Source organism: Candidatus Skiveiella danica (assembly GCF_022705245.1).
GTDB lineage: Bacteria > Pseudomonadota > Gammaproteobacteria > Burkholderiales > Burkholderiaceae_C > Skiveiella > Skiveiella danica.
Window position 1 is genome coordinate 45,363 of sequence record NZ_JAKJEW010000005.1, and the last position, 15,323, is coordinate 60,685.

16 protein-coding genes are annotated in these 15,323 nt (G+C 63.5%); 2 read left to right on the forward strand and 14 right to left on the reverse strand.

The features are described 5' to 3' along the window. Positions 1–27: 27 nt before the first annotated feature. From ACMUOY_RS04235 to ACMUOY_RS04275, 9 genes are all read right to left on the reverse strand, one after another. Positions 28–321 carry a hypothetical protein gene (locus ACMUOY_RS04235; RefSeq protein WP_413891434.1) on the reverse strand — a complete coding sequence of 98 codons (294 nt, stop codon included), beginning with the start codon at positions 319–321 and terminating at the stop codon, positions 28–30. 38 nt (positions 322–359) lie between these two features. Further along, positions 360–632 carry a FixH family protein gene (locus ACMUOY_RS04240; RefSeq protein ID WP_413891436.1) on the reverse strand — a complete coding sequence of 91 codons (273 nt, stop codon included), beginning with the start codon at positions 630–632 and terminating at the stop codon, positions 360–362. Between the two features lie 15 nt (positions 633–647). Continuing rightward, on the reverse strand, positions 648–2,111 hold the full coding sequence (ccoG, locus tag ACMUOY_RS04245) for a cytochrome c oxidase accessory protein CcoG (RefSeq protein ID WP_413891438.1): 1,464 nt from the start codon (positions 2,109–2,111) through the stop codon (positions 648–650). A 49-nt stretch (positions 2,112–2,160) separates the two neighbouring features. After that, positions 2,161–3,078, reverse strand: a complete 918-nt coding sequence (gene ccoP, locus ACMUOY_RS04250) for a cytochrome-c oxidase, cbb3-type subunit III (protein WP_413891440.1) — start codon at positions 3,076–3,078, stop codon at positions 2,161–2,163. A 21-nt stretch (positions 3,079–3,099) separates the two neighbouring features. Next, complete coding sequence (locus ACMUOY_RS04255; protein WP_413891561.1) at positions 3,100–3,243, reverse strand: cbb3-type cytochrome oxidase subunit 3; 144 nt, start codon at positions 3,241–3,243, stop codon at positions 3,100–3,102. Positions 3,244–3,260: 17 nt separating this feature from the next. Continuing rightward, a complete protein-coding gene (gene ccoO, locus ACMUOY_RS04260) occupies positions 3,261–3,884 on the reverse strand; it encodes a cytochrome-c oxidase, cbb3-type subunit II (protein ID WP_413891442.1) in 624 nt (207 codons plus the stop codon). 13 nt (positions 3,885–3,897) lie between these two features. Next, a complete protein-coding gene (gene ccoN / locus ACMUOY_RS04265; RefSeq protein ID WP_413891444.1) occupies positions 3,898–5,334 on the reverse strand; it encodes a cytochrome-c oxidase, cbb3-type subunit I in 1,437 nt (478 codons plus the stop codon). A gap of 71 nt (positions 5,335–5,405) precedes the next feature. After that, positions 5,406–5,543: a cbb3-type cytochrome oxidase assembly protein gene (ccoS, locus tag ACMUOY_RS04270; protein WP_413891446.1), complete on the reverse strand. Its 138-nt coding sequence runs from the start codon at positions 5,541–5,543 to the stop codon at positions 5,406–5,408. After that, a complete protein-coding gene (locus ACMUOY_RS04275) occupies positions 5,543–7,885 on the reverse strand; it encodes a heavy metal translocating P-type ATPase (RefSeq protein WP_413891448.1) in 2,343 nt (780 codons plus the stop codon). The genes ccoS and ACMUOY_RS04275 overlap by 1 nt, the downstream gene beginning before the upstream one ends. 103 nt (positions 7,886–7,988) lie before the next feature. Between ACMUOY_RS04275 and ACMUOY_RS04280 the strand changes: the two genes are divergently transcribed. Beyond that, the gene (locus ACMUOY_RS04280; protein WP_413891451.1) at positions 7,989–8,432 is read left to right on the forward strand and encodes a universal stress protein; all 444 of its coding nucleotides are present in this window, start codon (positions 7,989–7,991) and stop codon (positions 8,430–8,432) included. A 109-nt stretch (positions 8,433–8,541) separates the two neighbouring features. On the opposite strand, the gene ACMUOY_RS04285 is transcribed toward ACMUOY_RS04280, so the two are convergent. The 5 genes from ACMUOY_RS04285 to ACMUOY_RS04305 are packed head-to-tail and all read right to left on the reverse strand — an operon-like array spanning position 8,542 to position 14,192. Beyond that, a complete protein-coding gene (locus ACMUOY_RS04285) occupies positions 8,542–10,116 on the reverse strand; it encodes a malonate--CoA ligase (protein WP_413891453.1) in 1,575 nt (524 codons plus the stop codon). A gap of 19 nt (positions 10,117–10,135) precedes the next feature. Then, entirely contained in the window at positions 10,136–10,927 is a 792-nt protein-coding gene (locus ACMUOY_RS04290; RefSeq protein WP_413891455.1) for an enoyl-CoA hydratase/isomerase family protein, read from the reverse strand. A 1-nt stretch (position 10,928) separates the two neighbouring features. After that, complete coding sequence (locus ACMUOY_RS04295) at positions 10,929–11,921, reverse strand: Bug family tripartite tricarboxylate transporter substrate binding protein (RefSeq protein ID WP_413891457.1); 993 nt, start codon at positions 11,919–11,921, stop codon at positions 10,929–10,931. A 32-nt stretch (positions 11,922–11,953) separates the two neighbouring features. Further along, positions 11,954–13,441, reverse strand: coding sequence for a malonyl-CoA decarboxylase domain-containing protein (locus tag ACMUOY_RS04300; RefSeq protein WP_413891459.1), 1,488 nt, complete (start codon positions 13,439–13,441; stop codon positions 11,954–11,956). Between the two features lie 55 nt (positions 13,442–13,496). Beyond that, complete coding sequence (locus ACMUOY_RS04305) at positions 13,497–14,192, reverse strand: GntR family transcriptional regulator (RefSeq protein WP_413891461.1); 696 nt, start codon at positions 14,190–14,192, stop codon at positions 13,497–13,499. A 415-nt stretch (positions 14,193–14,607) separates the two neighbouring features. On the opposite strand from ACMUOY_RS04305, the gene ACMUOY_RS04310 reads away from it, so the two are divergent. Then, a complete protein-coding gene (locus tag ACMUOY_RS04310) occupies positions 14,608–15,318 on the forward strand; it encodes a helix-turn-helix domain-containing protein (RefSeq protein WP_413891463.1) in 711 nt (236 codons plus the stop codon). The last annotated feature ends 5 nt before the right edge of the window (positions 15,319–15,323 follow it).

The window sequence follows — 15,323 nt, forward strand, 5'->3', positions numbered from 1 at the left end:
CTGGCGCAGACTGCAGGGTGCGGATCCTCAGCAGCAGTCGCCCTGTTTCGGGCAACCGTCCGGACGCCCATCGGACGGCAATGGGCAACGATTGACCTCAAACGGCGACATCGCCAGCAGCGTCGTCAGCGCGCTTGATGCCATGGTCATGATCCAGAACGCGAAAAAACCCAGGGTGTAAATGCCCTGTCGTGACATTTCGAGCGGTTGCCCGAACCAGTGCAGATCCTGCGGATCGACCATCGCGAATACCAGCATTTCCAGCATGCCCGCAACCAGAAAGGCTGGCCATGCAATCCACATCATCCGTTGAGCCCACATCGTCTTGTCTCCTGAATGAAGCTGCGTGGTCTGACGCCTCAGCGCTCGACACCGAGGATCTTTTTGGGCGAAACGCCGGTCTGCGCATGATTGCGCGCCTGCACGGCGGGCGCAAGGTTGCTGTCTGACCCAGCCTGAGCCTTGTTGACCTCCGAGCCTCTGCGAGCGGAATCGTCCGATACCAGAGGATCGGGGCGACTGACCGCAAGGTAAAGGGTGATGAAGCTGGCCACCACGACGACCAGCGGCCCCGCGACGACAAGCCAGACATGGCCGAATTTCCACCAAGGTTGCGCAACAGGTTGGGTCATGGCGGTTCCTTCACTTTATCTCGGGACGATGAAAACCGACTTCTCCGTCAGTCGGCCAGGAGAATCCAGGGACTCGATATCGAAGTGGATGGTATGCGAACCAGCGGGCGCGCCATCGTAGGGCAGTTGCAGGTTGACCACCACCCAGCGCGCCTGGGTGGCGTCGACCGCGAAGCTGCTTTCGGAAGCAAGCTTCAGCCCTGGCAACCCGGTGGCCGTGATCCTGTAACGCTGTGGTGACTCGGACGCGTTCATGAGCTGAAGCCGGTACACGTTTTCGATCTTCCCACCGCTGACAATACGCGCCAGGGTGCCCCGATCGCGCACGACATCGACCTTGAACGGGATTCGCATGCTCAGGCTGATCATCATGGCAATGATGACGGCGATCAGAATGGACAGATAGATCAGCACCCGAGGGCGGATCATGTGGCGGATGACCTCGGAGCGGCTCCACCTTTCGGTCATGGCGTGCTGGGTGGAATAGCGGATCAACCCGCGCGGATAGCCCACCTTGTCCATCACGGTGTCACAGACGTCAATGCACGCGGCGCAACTGATGCACTCGTACTGAAGGCCCTTGCGAATATCGATCCCGGTCGGGCAGACCTGGACGCACAGGGTGCAATCCACGCACGCGCCCAATCCAAGTGCCACCGGATCCGCCTTCTTGGACCGTGGTCCGCGAGGCTCACCGCGCACCGTGTCGTAGGACACGATCAGCGTGTCCTTGTCGAACATGGCGCTCTGGAAGCGCGCGTAGGGGCACATGTACTTGCACACCTGCTCGCGCATGAAACCGGCGTTGCCATAGGTGGCAAATCCGTAGAAGAACACCCAGAACGTTTCCCAGGGCCCCATGCCCCAATTGGCAAACAAGCCCGCAAGTTCCTTGATGGGCGTGAAATAACCCACGAATGTGAACCCGGTCCATAGGGCCACCGCGATCCACACCACCTGCTTCGCCGCTTTGCGGGAGAACTTGGAAAGCGACAAGGGCGCGCCGTCCAGCCGCATGCGCGCGCTGCGATCACCCTCGATCTTCTTCTCGATCCACAGAAAGATCTCGGTATAGACCGTCTGTGGGCAGGCGTAGCCACACCACTGTCGCCCAGCGACGGCGGTAAAGAGGAACAGTGAAAGGGCCGAGATCACCATGATCCCGGTCAGATAGATGAAGTCCTGGGGATACAGGACCAGGCCAAAAATGTAGAAGCGGCGCGCCCCGAGATCGAAGAGCACCGCTTGTCGCTGGCCCCACTCCAGCCAAGGCAGACCGTAAAAGATGATCTGCGTGAAGAAGACCAGCCCCCAGCGCCACTTGGAGAACAGGCCCGAGACACTGCGCGGGTAGATCTTCTTGTGGGCTTGGTACAGCGATACCAGTTCTGAGTCCCCACCCTCCTCCGATGCAGGAGCATCGGCGGTAGAGGTCACGATCGGGACGGTCTTTCGCGCTGGGTTGTCGTCGAGTTTCAATGGCAGGGGTCGCTGATGGATTGACAGGCTTGAATGATAGAAGAAACCATCACTTGGCCGCGACCGTTGCCTTGTTGGAGAGACCCCAGACATATGCCGTCAGCACATTGACCTGCGCGTCGGTCAGCTTGTCGGCTTGCGCTGGCATCGGATTGACCTTGCCGTTGTTGATCATGGCGACGATTGCAGCCTCGCCAAAACCGTGCAGCCAGATGTCGTCGGTCAGGTTCGGTGCGCCCACCGCCGGATTGCCCTTGCCGTCAGGCCCGTGACAGGCCGCGCAGACGCCGAACTTGGCCTTGCCCAGCGCCGCTTTGACGGAATCATGGGGGCCGCCGGAGAGGCTCAGCACATATTGGGCAACGTTGGTCACGTCTTCGGAGCCCCCCAGCGCTGCAGCCATGGGCGGCATGTTGCCGGTACGACCCTTGACAATGGTGTTCTTGATGATGTCCGGCGTACCGCCACCCAGCCAGTCCTTGTCGGTCAGGTTCGGGAAGCCCTTGCTACCGCGAGCGTCCGAGCCATGGCACTGCGCGCAGTTGTTCATGAACAGGCGCTCGCCAATGGCCATGGCCTTCGGGTCTGCTGCCAATTGCTCCGGCGTCATGCCGTTGAACTTTGCATACAGCGGCTCGATTTCCTTGTTGCCCGCCGCAACTTCTTTGTCGTACTGACCCGTGGAACTCCAGGCAAGTTGCCCCTTGAAGGCGCCGGCACCGGGGTACATCACCAGATAGGCCAAGGCAAAGATGATGGTAATCACAAACAGCCACACCCACCATCGTGGCAGGGGATTGTTCATTTCGCGCAGATCACCATCCCACACATGCCCGGTGGTATTGTCGTTGGCCGTCATCGCCTTGGCCTTGCCGCTGAACCACAGCAGCAACGCGCAGGCCAGAATGCTCACGATGGTGATGCCGCCGACGTATAGCGACCAGAAATTGCTAGTGAAATCACTCATTTTTTTTCCTTTTGCGACCTGTCAGTCTTGCTCGAACGGCAGGTTCGCGGCTTCTTCGAAGTCACGCGCGTTGCGGCGGGACCAGGCCCATGCCACGATACCCATAAAGGTTACGAAACAGACCACAGTGGCCAGCGACCGGAGGGTGTTGGTGTCCAGTTCCATCACTGATATCTCCCTGGTTACTTCCGGGCCAAGCCCAAGCCCTGCAGATAAGCAATCACAGCTTCAATCTCGGTCTTGCCCTTCAACTCGTCAGTCGATGCGGCAATCTGCGCGTCCGTGTAGGGCACGCCGACGGTACGCAAAGCCTTCATGTGTGCAGGCATGGACGCGGCATCCACCGCCGACTTGCCCAGCCAAGGATAGGCCGGCATGTTGGACTCGGGGACGACATCACGCGGATTAAGCAGGTGAATACGGTGCCATTCGTCGCTGTAGCGGCCACCGACACGAGCCAGATCAGGTCCAGTGCGCTTGCTGCCCCACTGGAATGGGTGATCGTAAACCGACTCACCCGCCACCGAATACGGACCATAACGCAGCGTTTCGGCGCGGAACGGACGGATCATCTGCGAATGGCAGTTGTAGCAACCTTCACGGACATAGACATCACGCCCCGCCAATTGCAGGGCCGTAAGGGGCTTGACGCCTTCGATGGGTTGCGTCGTGGACTTCTGGAAGAACAGCGGAACGATCTCGACCAGGCCGCCGAAGAGCAGCACGATCAGGATCAGCACGATCATCAGGAAGTTGTTGGTCTCGATCGCTTCGTGCGACAAACCGGTGCTTTTGTTGTTGGCCATGTTGTAGTTCTCCTCAGGCGTGGGCCGCAACAGCCGGGATGTTGACCGTGGTCGCACGCCCTGCCGTCGCGGTCTTCAGGACGTTCCAGAGCATGATGAGCATGCCGCTGAGGTACAACAGTCCGCCAGCCAGGCGAAGCACATAGAACGGATAAGTGGCCTTCACCGACTCGACGAAGGTGTAGGTCAGGGTGCCGTCGGCATTGACCGCACGCCACATCAGACCCTGCATCACACCGGCAATCCACATCGCGGCGATATAGATCACGATGCCGATCGTGGCGGTCCAGAAATGGATCTCGACGGCTTTCATGCTGTACATCTGCTTGCGGCCAAACAGGCGCGGGATCAGGTAGTACATGGAACCCATGGTCACGAGGCCCACCCAGCCCAAGGCGCCGGAATGCACGTGGCCGACGGTCCAGTCGGTGTAGTGACTCAGAGCATTGACGGTTTTGATCGACATCATCGGGCCTTCGAACGTGGACATGCCGTAGAACGACAGCGACACGATCAGGAAGCGCAGGATGGGGTCGTCACGCAGCTTGTGCCAGGCGCCCGACAGGGTCATGATGCCGTTGATCATGCCGCCCCAACTCGGTGCCAGCAGAACCAGCGAGAACACCATGCCGACCGACTGGGTCCAGTCCGGCAGGGCGGTGTAGTGCAGATGGTGCGGGCCCGCCCACATGTAGGTAAAGATCAGCGCCCAGAAGTGGACGATGGACAGGCGGTAGCTGTAAACCGGACGACCTGCCTGCTTGGGGATGAAGTAGTACATCATGCCCAGGAAGCCGGCGGTCAGGAAGAAGCCCACGGCGTTGTGACCGTACCACCACTGCACCATCGCGTCCTGCACACCCGCATAGGCCGAGTAGGACTTCATAGCGCCAGCGGGAATAGCTGCACTGTTCACCAGATGCAAGATGGCCACCGCAATGATGAAAGCACCAAAGAACCAGTTGGCCACGTAGATATGGCGAACCTTGCGTGTACCAACCGTACCAAAAAACACGACGGCAAAAGATACCCAGACCAGCGTGATCAGGATGTCAATCGGCCACTCGAGTTCCGCGTATTCCTTGCCTTGGGTATAGCCCAGCGGCAAGGACAAGGCAGCGGCCAGAATCACAAGCTGCCAACCCCAGAAAGTAAAGGCCGCCAGCTTGTCCGAAAACAGCCGAACCTGGCAGGTTCTCTGCACGACGTAATATGCCGTCGCAAACAAACCACATCCCCCAAACGCGAATATCACCGCGTTCGTGTGCAACGGCCGCAGTCGGCCGTAGCTGAGGAAGGAGATCCCCAGATTGAGTTCGGGCCAAGCCAGCTGGGCGGCGATGATCACGCCGACCAGCATCCCGACCACGCCCCAGACCACCGTCATGATGGCGAACTGGCGCACAACGGTGTCGTTGTACACAGTCGCCTGCGCGTTTGGAAACTTCATTTACAGCACCTTTACCTAAAAAAACCTCGGGCGAGTGTGGCCCAGCGAAACCTTCACGGACTTGATGAATATCAATCGTTCTTCAGAATCCGCTCTCCTTCGGCCTCGATATCTTCAAACTGGCCCCGATATATCGCCCACCACAGGCCGCCCAGGATGAAAAAGACCAATACCACCGACAACGGGATCAACAAATACAGGATATCCATCAGCTCGTTTCCATCGTTTCCATCCGTCCGGCCAGACGCAGCGCGTTCATGACCACCGCCAGGGAACTCAGCGCCATGCCCAGACCCGCCAGCCAGGCAGGCAGCCATCCCACGACGGCCAGCGGTACACAGACCGCGTTGTAGCCGGCGGCCCACCAGAGGTTCTGCCGCACGATGCGCATCGTACGCCGGGCCAGTTGCACAGTCTGGGCCACCGCAGCCAGCTGATCACCCATCACCACGAAATCTGCCTGGGACTGCGCGAGCGGCACCGCCTTGCCAAAAGCAAAGGAAACGTGGGCACCCGCCAGGCCCGGCCCGTCGTTCAGCCCGTCGCCCACCATGGCCACCTGATGGCCCTGCCCTTGGGCTTCGCGCAGAAAAGCCAGCTTGTCCTGCGGTGAGCAGGCGCCTTGCGCCGTCTCAATACCCACCGCGTCGGCCACCCGGGCTACTGCCGTGGCGCCGTCACCAGACAACAGGCGCACCGCGATGCCGTGCTCGACCATCCAGCGGACCGTCGAACGGGCATCCGCGCGCAAGTCCTCGCGTAGCTCGAACGTGGCCACCCAACCGTCTTCATCCGCCAGACAGACTTCCAGCGCATCTGCCGCGGGCCGGACCAGTCCACAGAAAGTGGCGGAGCCCAGCCGGAACGTCTGGCCGCCGGAGCCACTCGCGCCGCCCATGACCACCCGCCCGTGCAGGCCCTGCCCGGCAACCTCTTGCACCGCCTCGGCATGCATCGGCGCAGTGGCCGCCTGACCACCCGCTGCCACCAGCGCCTTCGAGACGGGATGCAGCGATTGGCGTGCCAGCGCACCCGCCCAGGCCAACGCATCGGCCTGTGACACACCACCACGCGTCGTGACGCGGGCCAGCGCAAAGGCATCACGCGTCAGCGTTCCAGTCTTGTCGAATACCACGGTGTCGACGGTGGCGAGCGTTTCCAGCGCCTGAAGCCGGCGCACCAGCACTCCACTGCGCGCCAGTGCGCCGGCACTGGCCAGCATCGCCGCCGGAGTGGCCAACGACAGGGCGCAAGGGCAGGTGACCACCAGCACGGCCACCGCCACCATGAGTGCGTGGCCGGGATCGCGTGACCACCAGAACAGGGCGGCACCGCCGGCTGCCAACAGCACGGCGATCAGGAAAGGCCGGGCCATGCGATCCGCGAGTTGCGCGATCTGCGGCTTGGTGCTGGATGCCTCGTCCATCAGCGCCACGATCTGCGCAAAGCGGGTCTGTGTCCCGGTGCGCTCGACCTGCACGAGCACGGCAGCGGTCAGGTTGTGGCTGCCGGCAATCACATCCTCGCCCTGCGCGCGCGGCACCGGCCGCGATTCACCCGTCAGCAGCGCTTCATCGGCGAGTGTCTGACCCTCCAGCACCCGTCCATCAGCCGGAAACGCCTCGCCCGGCAGGACCCGGATCACGTCACCGGCCACGATGCGGCGCACCGCGACCCGCTCGAAGTCGCCATTGGCCAGCCGTCGCTCCACGCTGTCGGGTAGCCGGTTCATCAGCGCCTCCAGCGCGCCCGCCGTGCGGTCGCGCAGGCGCAACTCGAGCCAGCGCCCGGTCAGCAGGAAGAAGACGAACATCGTCAGCGAGTCGAAATACACCTCTCCACCGAAAATCCCGTCGGGCTCGAACGTGCCTGCGCTGCTGACCAGAAAGGTGATCAGCATGCCCAGGGCCACCGGAAGGTCCATGCTGATCTGCCGCTGCCGCAGGTCGCGCAATGCGCTGGTGAAAAAAGGGCCGCAGGAAAACAGCATGACGGGCAAGGTCAGCACCCAGGACGCCCAGCGCAGCAGGCGCGCCATTTCTGCCGTCAGGTCGCCGGCCTCTGCCACGTAGGCCGGCCATGCGTACATCATGACCTGCATCATGCACAGGCCCGCCACGCCCATGCGCCAGACCGCCTTTCGCAATTCGGCCTTGCGGCGGTCGTTCGCAAACGCGTCATTCGCGGGCACGGCCGGATAGCCGGCGCGCCGCGCCGCCTGCATCCAGCCGGATGGCTTGACCACCCCGTCGGACCAGACAATTCGGCCACGGTGCGTGGCCGCGCTGACCCGCACCGACTCGACCCCGGGAACCGCGCGCAGGGCATCCTCGATGGTCAGGGCGCAGGCTGCACAATGCATGCCCTCGAACACCACGCTGGACTCCCAGCAACTGGGCCGCTGGTCCACCGGGCGGCTGAAGGCAGACCACTCCTGCGGGTCGTCCAGCAAGACCAGTCTTTCGGCCGGTTCGACCCGGGCCACCGGACTGTCGGCTTCAGGCGCGCCTGAGCCGGGCAGCGGGTTCAGTGTCGGACTGGCGGCAAGCATGGGGTTGGAGCTTAACGGCAACGCGTTCGCATGTCTTGATATGAATCAAGACGCGCGGTCGGAGTTGCGGTAATCTGACTCCATAAACAACCAGGAGCACACCATGTATGCACGCATCCTCGTCGCCACCGACGGTTCCACCCTCTCCAAGAAGGCCGTCAACTCGGCGATCTCGCTGGCTGCCTTGTGCGGCGCCGAACTGATCGCCATCAAGGTGGTTCCCCGCTATCCGCAGAGCTATTTCGAAGGCTCCATTCCCCTTTCCGTTGAAGATGTGAAGCGAGTCGAGAAACAGTGGGCCGACGACGGTCAGGCCGTCGTCGAAGCGGTCAAGAAGACCGCCGCCACCAAGGGCGTGGCCGTCAAGGCCTTGACGGTCAAGTCGGACCTCGTGTCAGACGCGCTGATTTCCGCCGCTACCAAGTACAAGGTCGATCTGATCGTGATGGCCTCGCACGGCCGCAAAGGCATCAAGCGCCTGCTGCTGGGCAGCGAAACCCAGCACGTGCTGACCCATTCGCATGTGCCGGTGCTGGTTCTTCGCTGAAACTGCCCAGGAAAAATGGCCATTCCATCGCGGAACAGCCGTCTTAAGCTACTAAAAACCGAGCGGCATGCCCTTGCTCTCTATGGTTGGGCGCGTCGCGCGGCGAAGGTCAGGTGAACAGCTTCGCGTATTGGTCCCGCAGCAGGTTCTTCTGCACTTTGCCCATGGTGTTGCGTGGCAACTCCGACACGACAAAGCAGCGCTTGGGAATTTTGAAATTGGCCAGTTTGGCTTTCAGTTCGGCAATGACGGCCTCGGGCCGGACCGTGGCGCCGGGTTTGGCAATCACCACCGCCACCCCCACTTCTCCGAAGTCCGGGTGCTGCACCCCGACCAGGGCGCTCTCGGCCACGCCGGGCAATTCGTTGATGTAGCCCTCGATCTCGGCCGGATAGACGTTGTAGCCGCCTGAGATGATCAGGTCCTTGCTGCGGCCGACGATGGTCACATAGCCGCGCTCATCGATCCTGCCGACGTCGCCGGTCTTGAAGAAGCCATCGGCCGTGAACTCCTCGGCCGTTTTCTCCGGCATGCGCCAGTAACCGCCGAAAACGTTCGGCCCCTTGACCTGGATGCCGCCGATCTCGCCCAGCAGCACCGGTTGACCCTCGTCATCCTGCACCCGAAGGCTCACGCCCGGAAGCGGAAAACCCACGGTGCCGCCGCGGCGCTCGGTCTGACCGCTGTAGCGCGCATCAGCATGGAAGGGGTTCGACGTCAGCATGATCGTCTCGCTCATGCCGTAACGTTCCAGGATGGTGTGGCCGGTGCGTTGCTGCCATTCGGTGAAGGTCTCGATCAGCAGCGGCGCCGAGCCCGAAATGAACAGGCGCATCCGCTGTGCGGCTTCTCGCGTGAGGGTCGGCTCGGCCAGCATGCGCACATACAGCGTGGGTACGCCCATGAACACGGTGGCCTCGCGCATGCGGGCGATGACGGTCCTGGGGTCGAACCGGTTCAGCCATATCATCTTGCTGCCATTGAGCAGCGCCGCATGAATGGCCACGAACAGGCCATGCACGTGGAAGATCGGCAGCGCGTGGATGAGTACGTCGCCCCGGCCGTCAGGCCCTCCGGTAGCCGTCCAGCCCCAGTAGTCCTTCAGCACCACGGCGTTGGACCGCATGTTGCCGTGCGTCAGCATCGCACCTTTGCTGCGCCCGGTGGTACCACTGGTGTAGAGGATGGCAGCCAGGTCGTCGTCGTCCTTGACAGCCGGGGTGTGGCGATCGTTGCAGCGGGACGCGCGCTCCAGCAGGGTGCCGGTGCGATCGTCGCCCAAGGTGAACACGTGTTTCGTGCCCGCAGTGAAGGCGATCTGGCTGACCCAGCCAAAATTTTTCGGGCTGCAAATCACCACGGCGGGCTCGGCATTGCCGATGAAATACTCGATTTCGGCGCTCTGGTAAGCCGTGTTCAGCGGCAGGAACACATAGCCTGCGCGCAGCGTGGCGAGGTACAGCAGCATGGCTTCGACCGATTTTTCGACCTGCACCGCCACCCGGCTGCCCTCGGGCAACTCCAGCGAGGCGAGCAGGTTGGCCATCATCGCCGTTGCGCGGTCAAGGTCGCGCCACGAATAACACAGCCCGGGCCCGCCGGGATCGGCGGTTTCGACGGCGATGGCGTCCAGGTCGGTGGGGAACGCGGCGCGCAGCGCGACAAAAAGGTTCAGATTGCTCATGTTCGATCGGGTTGTGGGCTCAGAAAACGGGTTTGCGCTTGTCCAGGAAGGCGGTGATGCCCTCGCGGTGCTCCGCGCTGCCGGCATAGGCGTAAGCGGAATTGACTACGGATTCCATAGCATCCGATGAGCCATCGACGCTGGGATTCAGCTGATTCAAGGCCCGAAACGTCTGTTTGTTCAGGCGTGCGGCCTGCGGGGCCAGTGCGGCGATGCGCCGCGCGCGCGCGAGGGCCTCCCCGGCCACGTCGGCATCGGTCAGTACGCCGTTCAGGAACCCGCGCAGCAGCAGCGTCGGCGCATCCAGCACCGCTGCTTCCAGCAGCATTTCCCGCGCCGTCAGCCCGCCGAGCGCCTCGCTGACCAGTTTCGCCTCGCGCGGCGCCATCGGAAAGCCGAGGCGGGCAATCGGTGCACCGAACTTCGCCGATGCGCCGGCCACCCGGATGTCACAGCAACTGGCAATTTCCACGCCGGCGCCCATGCAGTTGCCCTCGATCTGCGCCACGAGGGGCACGTCGCAGCACAGCATGGCGTCGAGTCCGCCCCAGACATCGTCTTCATGAAAGTCGCGCAAGCCCTGCTCGCTGAAGCGAAACGCCGGGTACTCGGCGATGTCGCCCCCGGCGCAGAAATGCCCGCCCTCGCCCTCGACGATCACGCAACGAATGCTCGCGTCTTGCTGGATGCCCTCGAACACGCTCCTGAGCTCGCGCCACATGGCGCGCGACATGGCATTGAGCTTGCCGGCGTGGCTCAGTGTGACGCGGGAGATGCCGCCATCCGCCGCAATCCGGACCTGCCCCGCCATGTCAGTCCAGCTTGGCGCCCGAGGCCTTGACCACCAGCGCCCACTTGCGGATTTCGCCATTGACGAACGCACCGAACTGCGCGCCCGTCAGGTTGGGGAAGTCAGCGCCCTGGCTGGCCCAGACCGCTTTCGCCTCGTCGGTGGTGCAGGCCCTGCGGATCTCCTCGATGGCCCGGGCCTGGATATCGGCGGGAGTGCCTTTCGGCGCCCAGATCCCGTACCAGGTCGTGACGGTGTACTCCGGCAAGCCCAGCTCCGCGGCACAAGGGACATCGGGAAAGGCGGGACTGCGCTTGTTGCCGGACACCATCAGCGCCTTGATTCGTCCGCCCTTGATGTGGTTGGCCGAGGAACCCAGGCCGTCGAACATCATGTCGACGTTGCCGGCGATCAGGTCCTGCAACGCCGGGCCTGCCCCGCGGTAGGGAATGTGGGTGATGAAGGTGTTCGTCTGTTGCTTGAACAGTTCGCCCGCCAGATGGTGCGAGGTGCCGCCACCGGCCGATGCATAGTTCAGCTTGCCGGGATGTGCCTTGACGTAAGCCAGGAACTCCTTGAAGTTCGCCGCGGTGACCTTCTTGGGATTCACCACCAGCACCTGCGGCACGCTGGCCACGAGGATCAGCGGCACGAAATCCTTCTCCAGGTCGTAGTCCAGCTTGGGGTACATCGCCGGTGCAATGGCGTGGTGCACCGCACCCATGAACAGCGTGTAACCGTCCGGTGCGGCCTTGGCAGCAATGCCGGCACCCAGCGTACCGCCGGCACCACCCCGGTTGTCGATGATCAGTTGCTTGCCGGTCAGCCGCGCGAACTGCGCCGCCATGGGACGGGCGAACGCATCGGTGCCGCCACCAGCGGGAAACGGCACGATCAAGGTCACGGCCTTGGCCGGCCAGGTCGTCTGCGCATGGGTTGGGGCCTGCCAGGCACCGGCGGCTGCGGTGGCCAAGGCTGCGCGCAGCACGGTGCGCCGTTGGATCGAAGGGTTCATGGGTGTCTCCAGTTTGTTATCGAACGCAGAAATCAGAAAAACAAGGCCGCGGTGGCGCTGGACACCGGGATTTTGCCCTGCGCGAGCTGGGTCCGATGCCGATCCAGCCGCCCCAGATCGTAGAGGTAATTGACCATCAAGCCACAGGACTGCCGGATCCCCTTCGCCGACGGATCAGCCGCCCAGTTGAGTCGCTCCACCCGCGCCCCGTTGCCCAGATGAAAGCGCGCCACCGCATCCAACGGCTTGCCATCGGCCATTTCACGGCCCAGGTACTGCGCCCCACATTGCAACAGCCAGTGACGCAGCGGGGACTTGGGCTCCAGCGCCGGCACCGAGTCGAGCGCTGCCAGCACGGCCTGCGCCGTGAGCGGCTGCGCGCCGAGCGAACGGGCCAGCTCGTCGCGGGCCTTCAGCGGCGTGAGCTGGAGCAGCCGGTCCGCGTGGCGGCTCAGCCAGTTCCGGAAGCCGGGCATCGGCGACAGCGTGGCAAAGACCTTCAGGCGCGGGAACTCGGTGCGCAACGTTTCGACCACGCGCTTGATCAGCGAGTCGCCAAAGCTCACCCCTTTCAAGCCGGGCTGGGTGTTGCTGATGGAATAGAAAATGGCGGTGCTGGAACGAGCCGGGTCCGCCGGCGCAGCCGCCTCGTCCAACAGTGGCGTGATGCTGTCGGCGATCGCTGTCGTGAACGCGACCTCGACGAAGATCAGGGGCTCGTCCGGCAGACGCGGATGGAAGAAGCCGTAACAGCGGCGGTCCGCATCAAGACGGTTCTTCACATCGGCCCAGCTGCGGATGTCGTGCACCGCCTCGTACTTGATAAGCTTTTCGATCAGCGATGCGGGTGAGTCCCAGCTGATGCGGCGCAGGTCCAGGAAGCCCACGTCGAACCAGGTGGAAAACATGTATTCCATCTCGACATCCAGCGCCTGCAGCCGCCGGTCCGTTTTCAGGTACGGCAGCATCTCGGCGCGCAGGTCCACCAGAAAGCGGATGCCGCCGTCAAACACGCTGAAGCGTTGCAGCAGGCGCCGCCGTGGCGACACCGTCGCACGGCGGTATTGCACTTCGGCGGCGGCCTCGTCCGGCGTGCCGACCGCCGCGGCGAACTGCGCCTGCGCCTGCCGCACGTTCTGCGCATCGGCCACGAACTGCTCGCTCATCAGCAGCCACATGTCGCGCCGCTGCGCCTCGGTGGCACTGGCATACCAGAGCGCCACGCCCTGGGCGCGTCGCCCACCCTCGACCTCGCTGACCCGCGGATCCACGATGGCCTTCAACTCCTCCAGGGTGCGCCGCAGCACGCGTGGCGACAGGGCCTCCTCCTGGCGGCGCAGCGTCGCCGACAGGCGCTCCCGGGTGGAGCGCACGCCAGGGGTGGCGCCGGCCGAGGCGGAGACTCCCTTTTCAATAGCATGCGACGACCCTTCCACGCTGGGAATGGCGGGTTCTGATCCAGGTTTTGGTTCCGGAAGCAGCTTGGACATGTTGCGGCCGATCCAAGTGGATGTGTTCATGCGTGGCCTCCCCTCGCCTTGATGGTCAAACACTCCCGCCCGGCACGCCGGGCGTTCATGCGAGCGCCCGGCTTTTCTGCACCCGCGCCAGCTCGCGCAGCGCGGCACGCTGACGGGTCAGATGGGTTCGCATCGCTGTGTCGGCGCCGTCGGGATCGCGCGCCTTGAGCGCGGCAAACACGGCCATGTGTTCAGCCAGGCTTTGCGCCAGGCGACCCGGCGCGTGCAACTGCTGCAAACGGGCCAGCTTCAGCACCTTGCGCAGGTCGCCGATCACCTGTGCCAGCCAGCGGTTGCCCGCCAGCGTGATGATGGCCTCGTGGATGGCGAAATTGACCGCGTAGTAGTCGTTGATCTGCCCGGCGGTGGCATGCCGGTTGAGCCGTTCGTGCAGGAGGTCCAGCGCCGCCAGGTCGGCGTCGGTCGCATTGCGCGCCGCTTCAAAGGCGCAGCGCCCTTCCAGCAGGGCGATGACCGGAAAGATCTCGTCCAGGTCCTGCTCCGTCACCTGGTTCACGAAACACCCCCGCCGCGGCTCATGGCGCACCAGCCCCTCGGCATTGAGCACCTTGAGCGCCTCGCGCAACGGGGTGCGGGAGATCTGCAGCACCTCGCACAGCACGCCCTCGTCGATGAAGCTGCCGGGCACCAGCTCGCCCTCAAAGATCATCGAACGCAACCGGGCCGCCACTTCATCATGGAGCGAGTGATGCACACCGCGCTGGGCGATTGACTGCTGGAGCGTTGACATGGCGGACTTACCCGTGCAGGTGGCGGAAAGGCCAGGCACGGGCGCGAGCCCATGGCCTGTGGCGGAGCGCGGTTTGCCGGGTGTTCAGATAATTTTTCATAATTACACGTAATTTTGTGCAGCTCGTGGACTGAAAAGCAAGACCCCAGGCGTCGGTGTAAACCCTTGACGGCCGGGTTGAAAATCCGGTCGGCGCCCTTCACGCGGTTCGTAACGGCGCCGGCATGAAGGCGAGTCAGTCTGCATCATGGCCGCCCTTGCCCCACACCGGGACGAACCGACGCTGGGAGCCATTGCAGTTTCAGGCCGGATATGGAATCCTTCGAGGCATGGCGGACTTCAACCGGTGTTCAGCGGTGCACGGAAGGCCGCCCCGGCGCTGATCCCCGTCGGCAACATTCCTGGAGAAAAAGACATGGTCACCACCGTCAAGCCCCCCGCGCGGCGCAGCAAGAGCAGCACCCCGCCTGCCCACTCACCCGCCGGTGTGACCCCCGCTCCCTTGCTGCCCCTCGCGCCGGCGAGCCCGTCCATGCTGCTGTCGCTGGCGCGGCAACTTCAATCCTGGTCGGGGTCGATTCTGGGCGGGGTTGGCACCGCCACCGACATGGCGATGACGCTGGCCCAGTCCCGGGTGCAAAAACCCGGACCGAAGGCCGCCGTCGCCAAGGCGGCAGCCCTGCTGCGCGACCTGCGCCAAGCCGCTGGCCTTTCCGTGGACGACCTTGGGCGCGCACTGGAACTGGACGACCCATCGTTCATGGGCCTGGTGGAGAGCGGCAAGGTCGGCCTGCCGTTCGACCTCATCCTGCGCATGGCCGCGGTGCTGGGCCGCAACGACCCGATCGGTTTCATCCTTCAGATGACCCGCTCTTACAACCCCGGGACCTGGAAAACCCTGGAAGCCCTGGGCATCGGCAAGCTGGTGGTCCAGGCCGGACGCGAACGTGAATTTGCCAACATCTACCGCAGCCACGACGCAGCGCGCAACCTGTCGGACGCTGACTTTGCGGCGGCGCTGGCCTTCACCGACGCCGCATTCAAGACCGCGCTGGCCTTTCACGCTGGGCTGTCGGGCACGCGGACGAAGGCCCCACCCCCCAAGACCCGGAAAAAATCGACCTGACAGCT

Excerpts from the sequence above, each read along its gene's own strand:
- ACMUOY_RS04235 (WP_413891434.1), bottom strand. The coding sequence starts at position 321 with ATGTGGGCTCAACGGATGATGTGGATTGCATGGCCAGCCTTTCTGGTT.
- ACMUOY_RS04240 (WP_413891436.1), bottom strand. The coding sequence starts at position 632 with ATGACCCAACCTGTTGCGCAACCTTGGTGGAAATTCGGCCATGTCTGG.
- ccoP (WP_413891440.1), bottom strand. The coding sequence starts at position 3,078 with ATGAGTGATTTCACTAGCAATTTCTGGTCGCTATACGTCGGCGGCATC.
- ACMUOY_RS04255 (WP_413891561.1), bottom strand. The coding sequence starts at position 3,243 with ATGGAACTGGACACCAACACCCTCCGGTCGCTGGCCACTGTGGTCTGT.
- ccoO (WP_413891442.1), bottom strand. The coding sequence starts at position 3,884 with ATGGCCAACAACAAAAGCACCGGTTTGTCGCACGAAGCGATCGAGACC.
- ccoN (WP_413891444.1), bottom strand. The coding sequence starts at position 5,334 with ATGAAGTTTCCAAACGCGCAGGCGACTGTGTACAACGACACCGTTGTG.
- ccoS (WP_413891446.1), bottom strand. The coding sequence starts at position 5,543 with ATGGATATCCTGTATTTGTTGATCCCGTTGTCGGTGGTATTGGTCTTT.
- ACMUOY_RS04275 (WP_413891448.1), bottom strand. The coding sequence starts at position 7,885 with ATGCTTGCCGCCAGTCCGACACTGAACCCGCTGCCCGGCTCAGGCGCG.
- ACMUOY_RS04280 (WP_413891451.1), top strand. The coding sequence starts at position 7,989 with ATGTATGCACGCATCCTCGTCGCCACCGACGGTTCCACCCTCTCCAAG.
- ACMUOY_RS04285 (WP_413891453.1), bottom strand. The coding sequence starts at position 10,116 with ATGAGCAATCTGAACCTTTTTGTCGCGCTGCGCGCCGCGTTCCCCACC.
- ACMUOY_RS04290 (WP_413891455.1), bottom strand. The coding sequence starts at position 10,927 with ATGGCGGGGCAGGTCCGGATTGCGGCGGATGGCGGCATCTCCCGCGTC.
- ACMUOY_RS04295 (WP_413891457.1), bottom strand. The coding sequence starts at position 11,921 with ATGAACCCTTCGATCCAACGGCGCACCGTGCTGCGCGCAGCCTTGGCC.
- ACMUOY_RS04300 (WP_413891459.1), bottom strand. The coding sequence starts at position 13,441 with ATGAACACATCCACTTGGATCGGCCGCAACATGTCCAAGCTGCTTCCG.
- ACMUOY_RS04305 (WP_413891461.1), bottom strand. The coding sequence starts at position 14,192 with ATGTCAACGCTCCAGCAGTCAATCGCCCAGCGCGGTGTGCATCACTCG.
- ACMUOY_RS04310 (WP_413891463.1), top strand. The coding sequence starts at position 14,608 with ATGGTCACCACCGTCAAGCCCCCCGCGCGGCGCAGCAAGAGCAGCACC.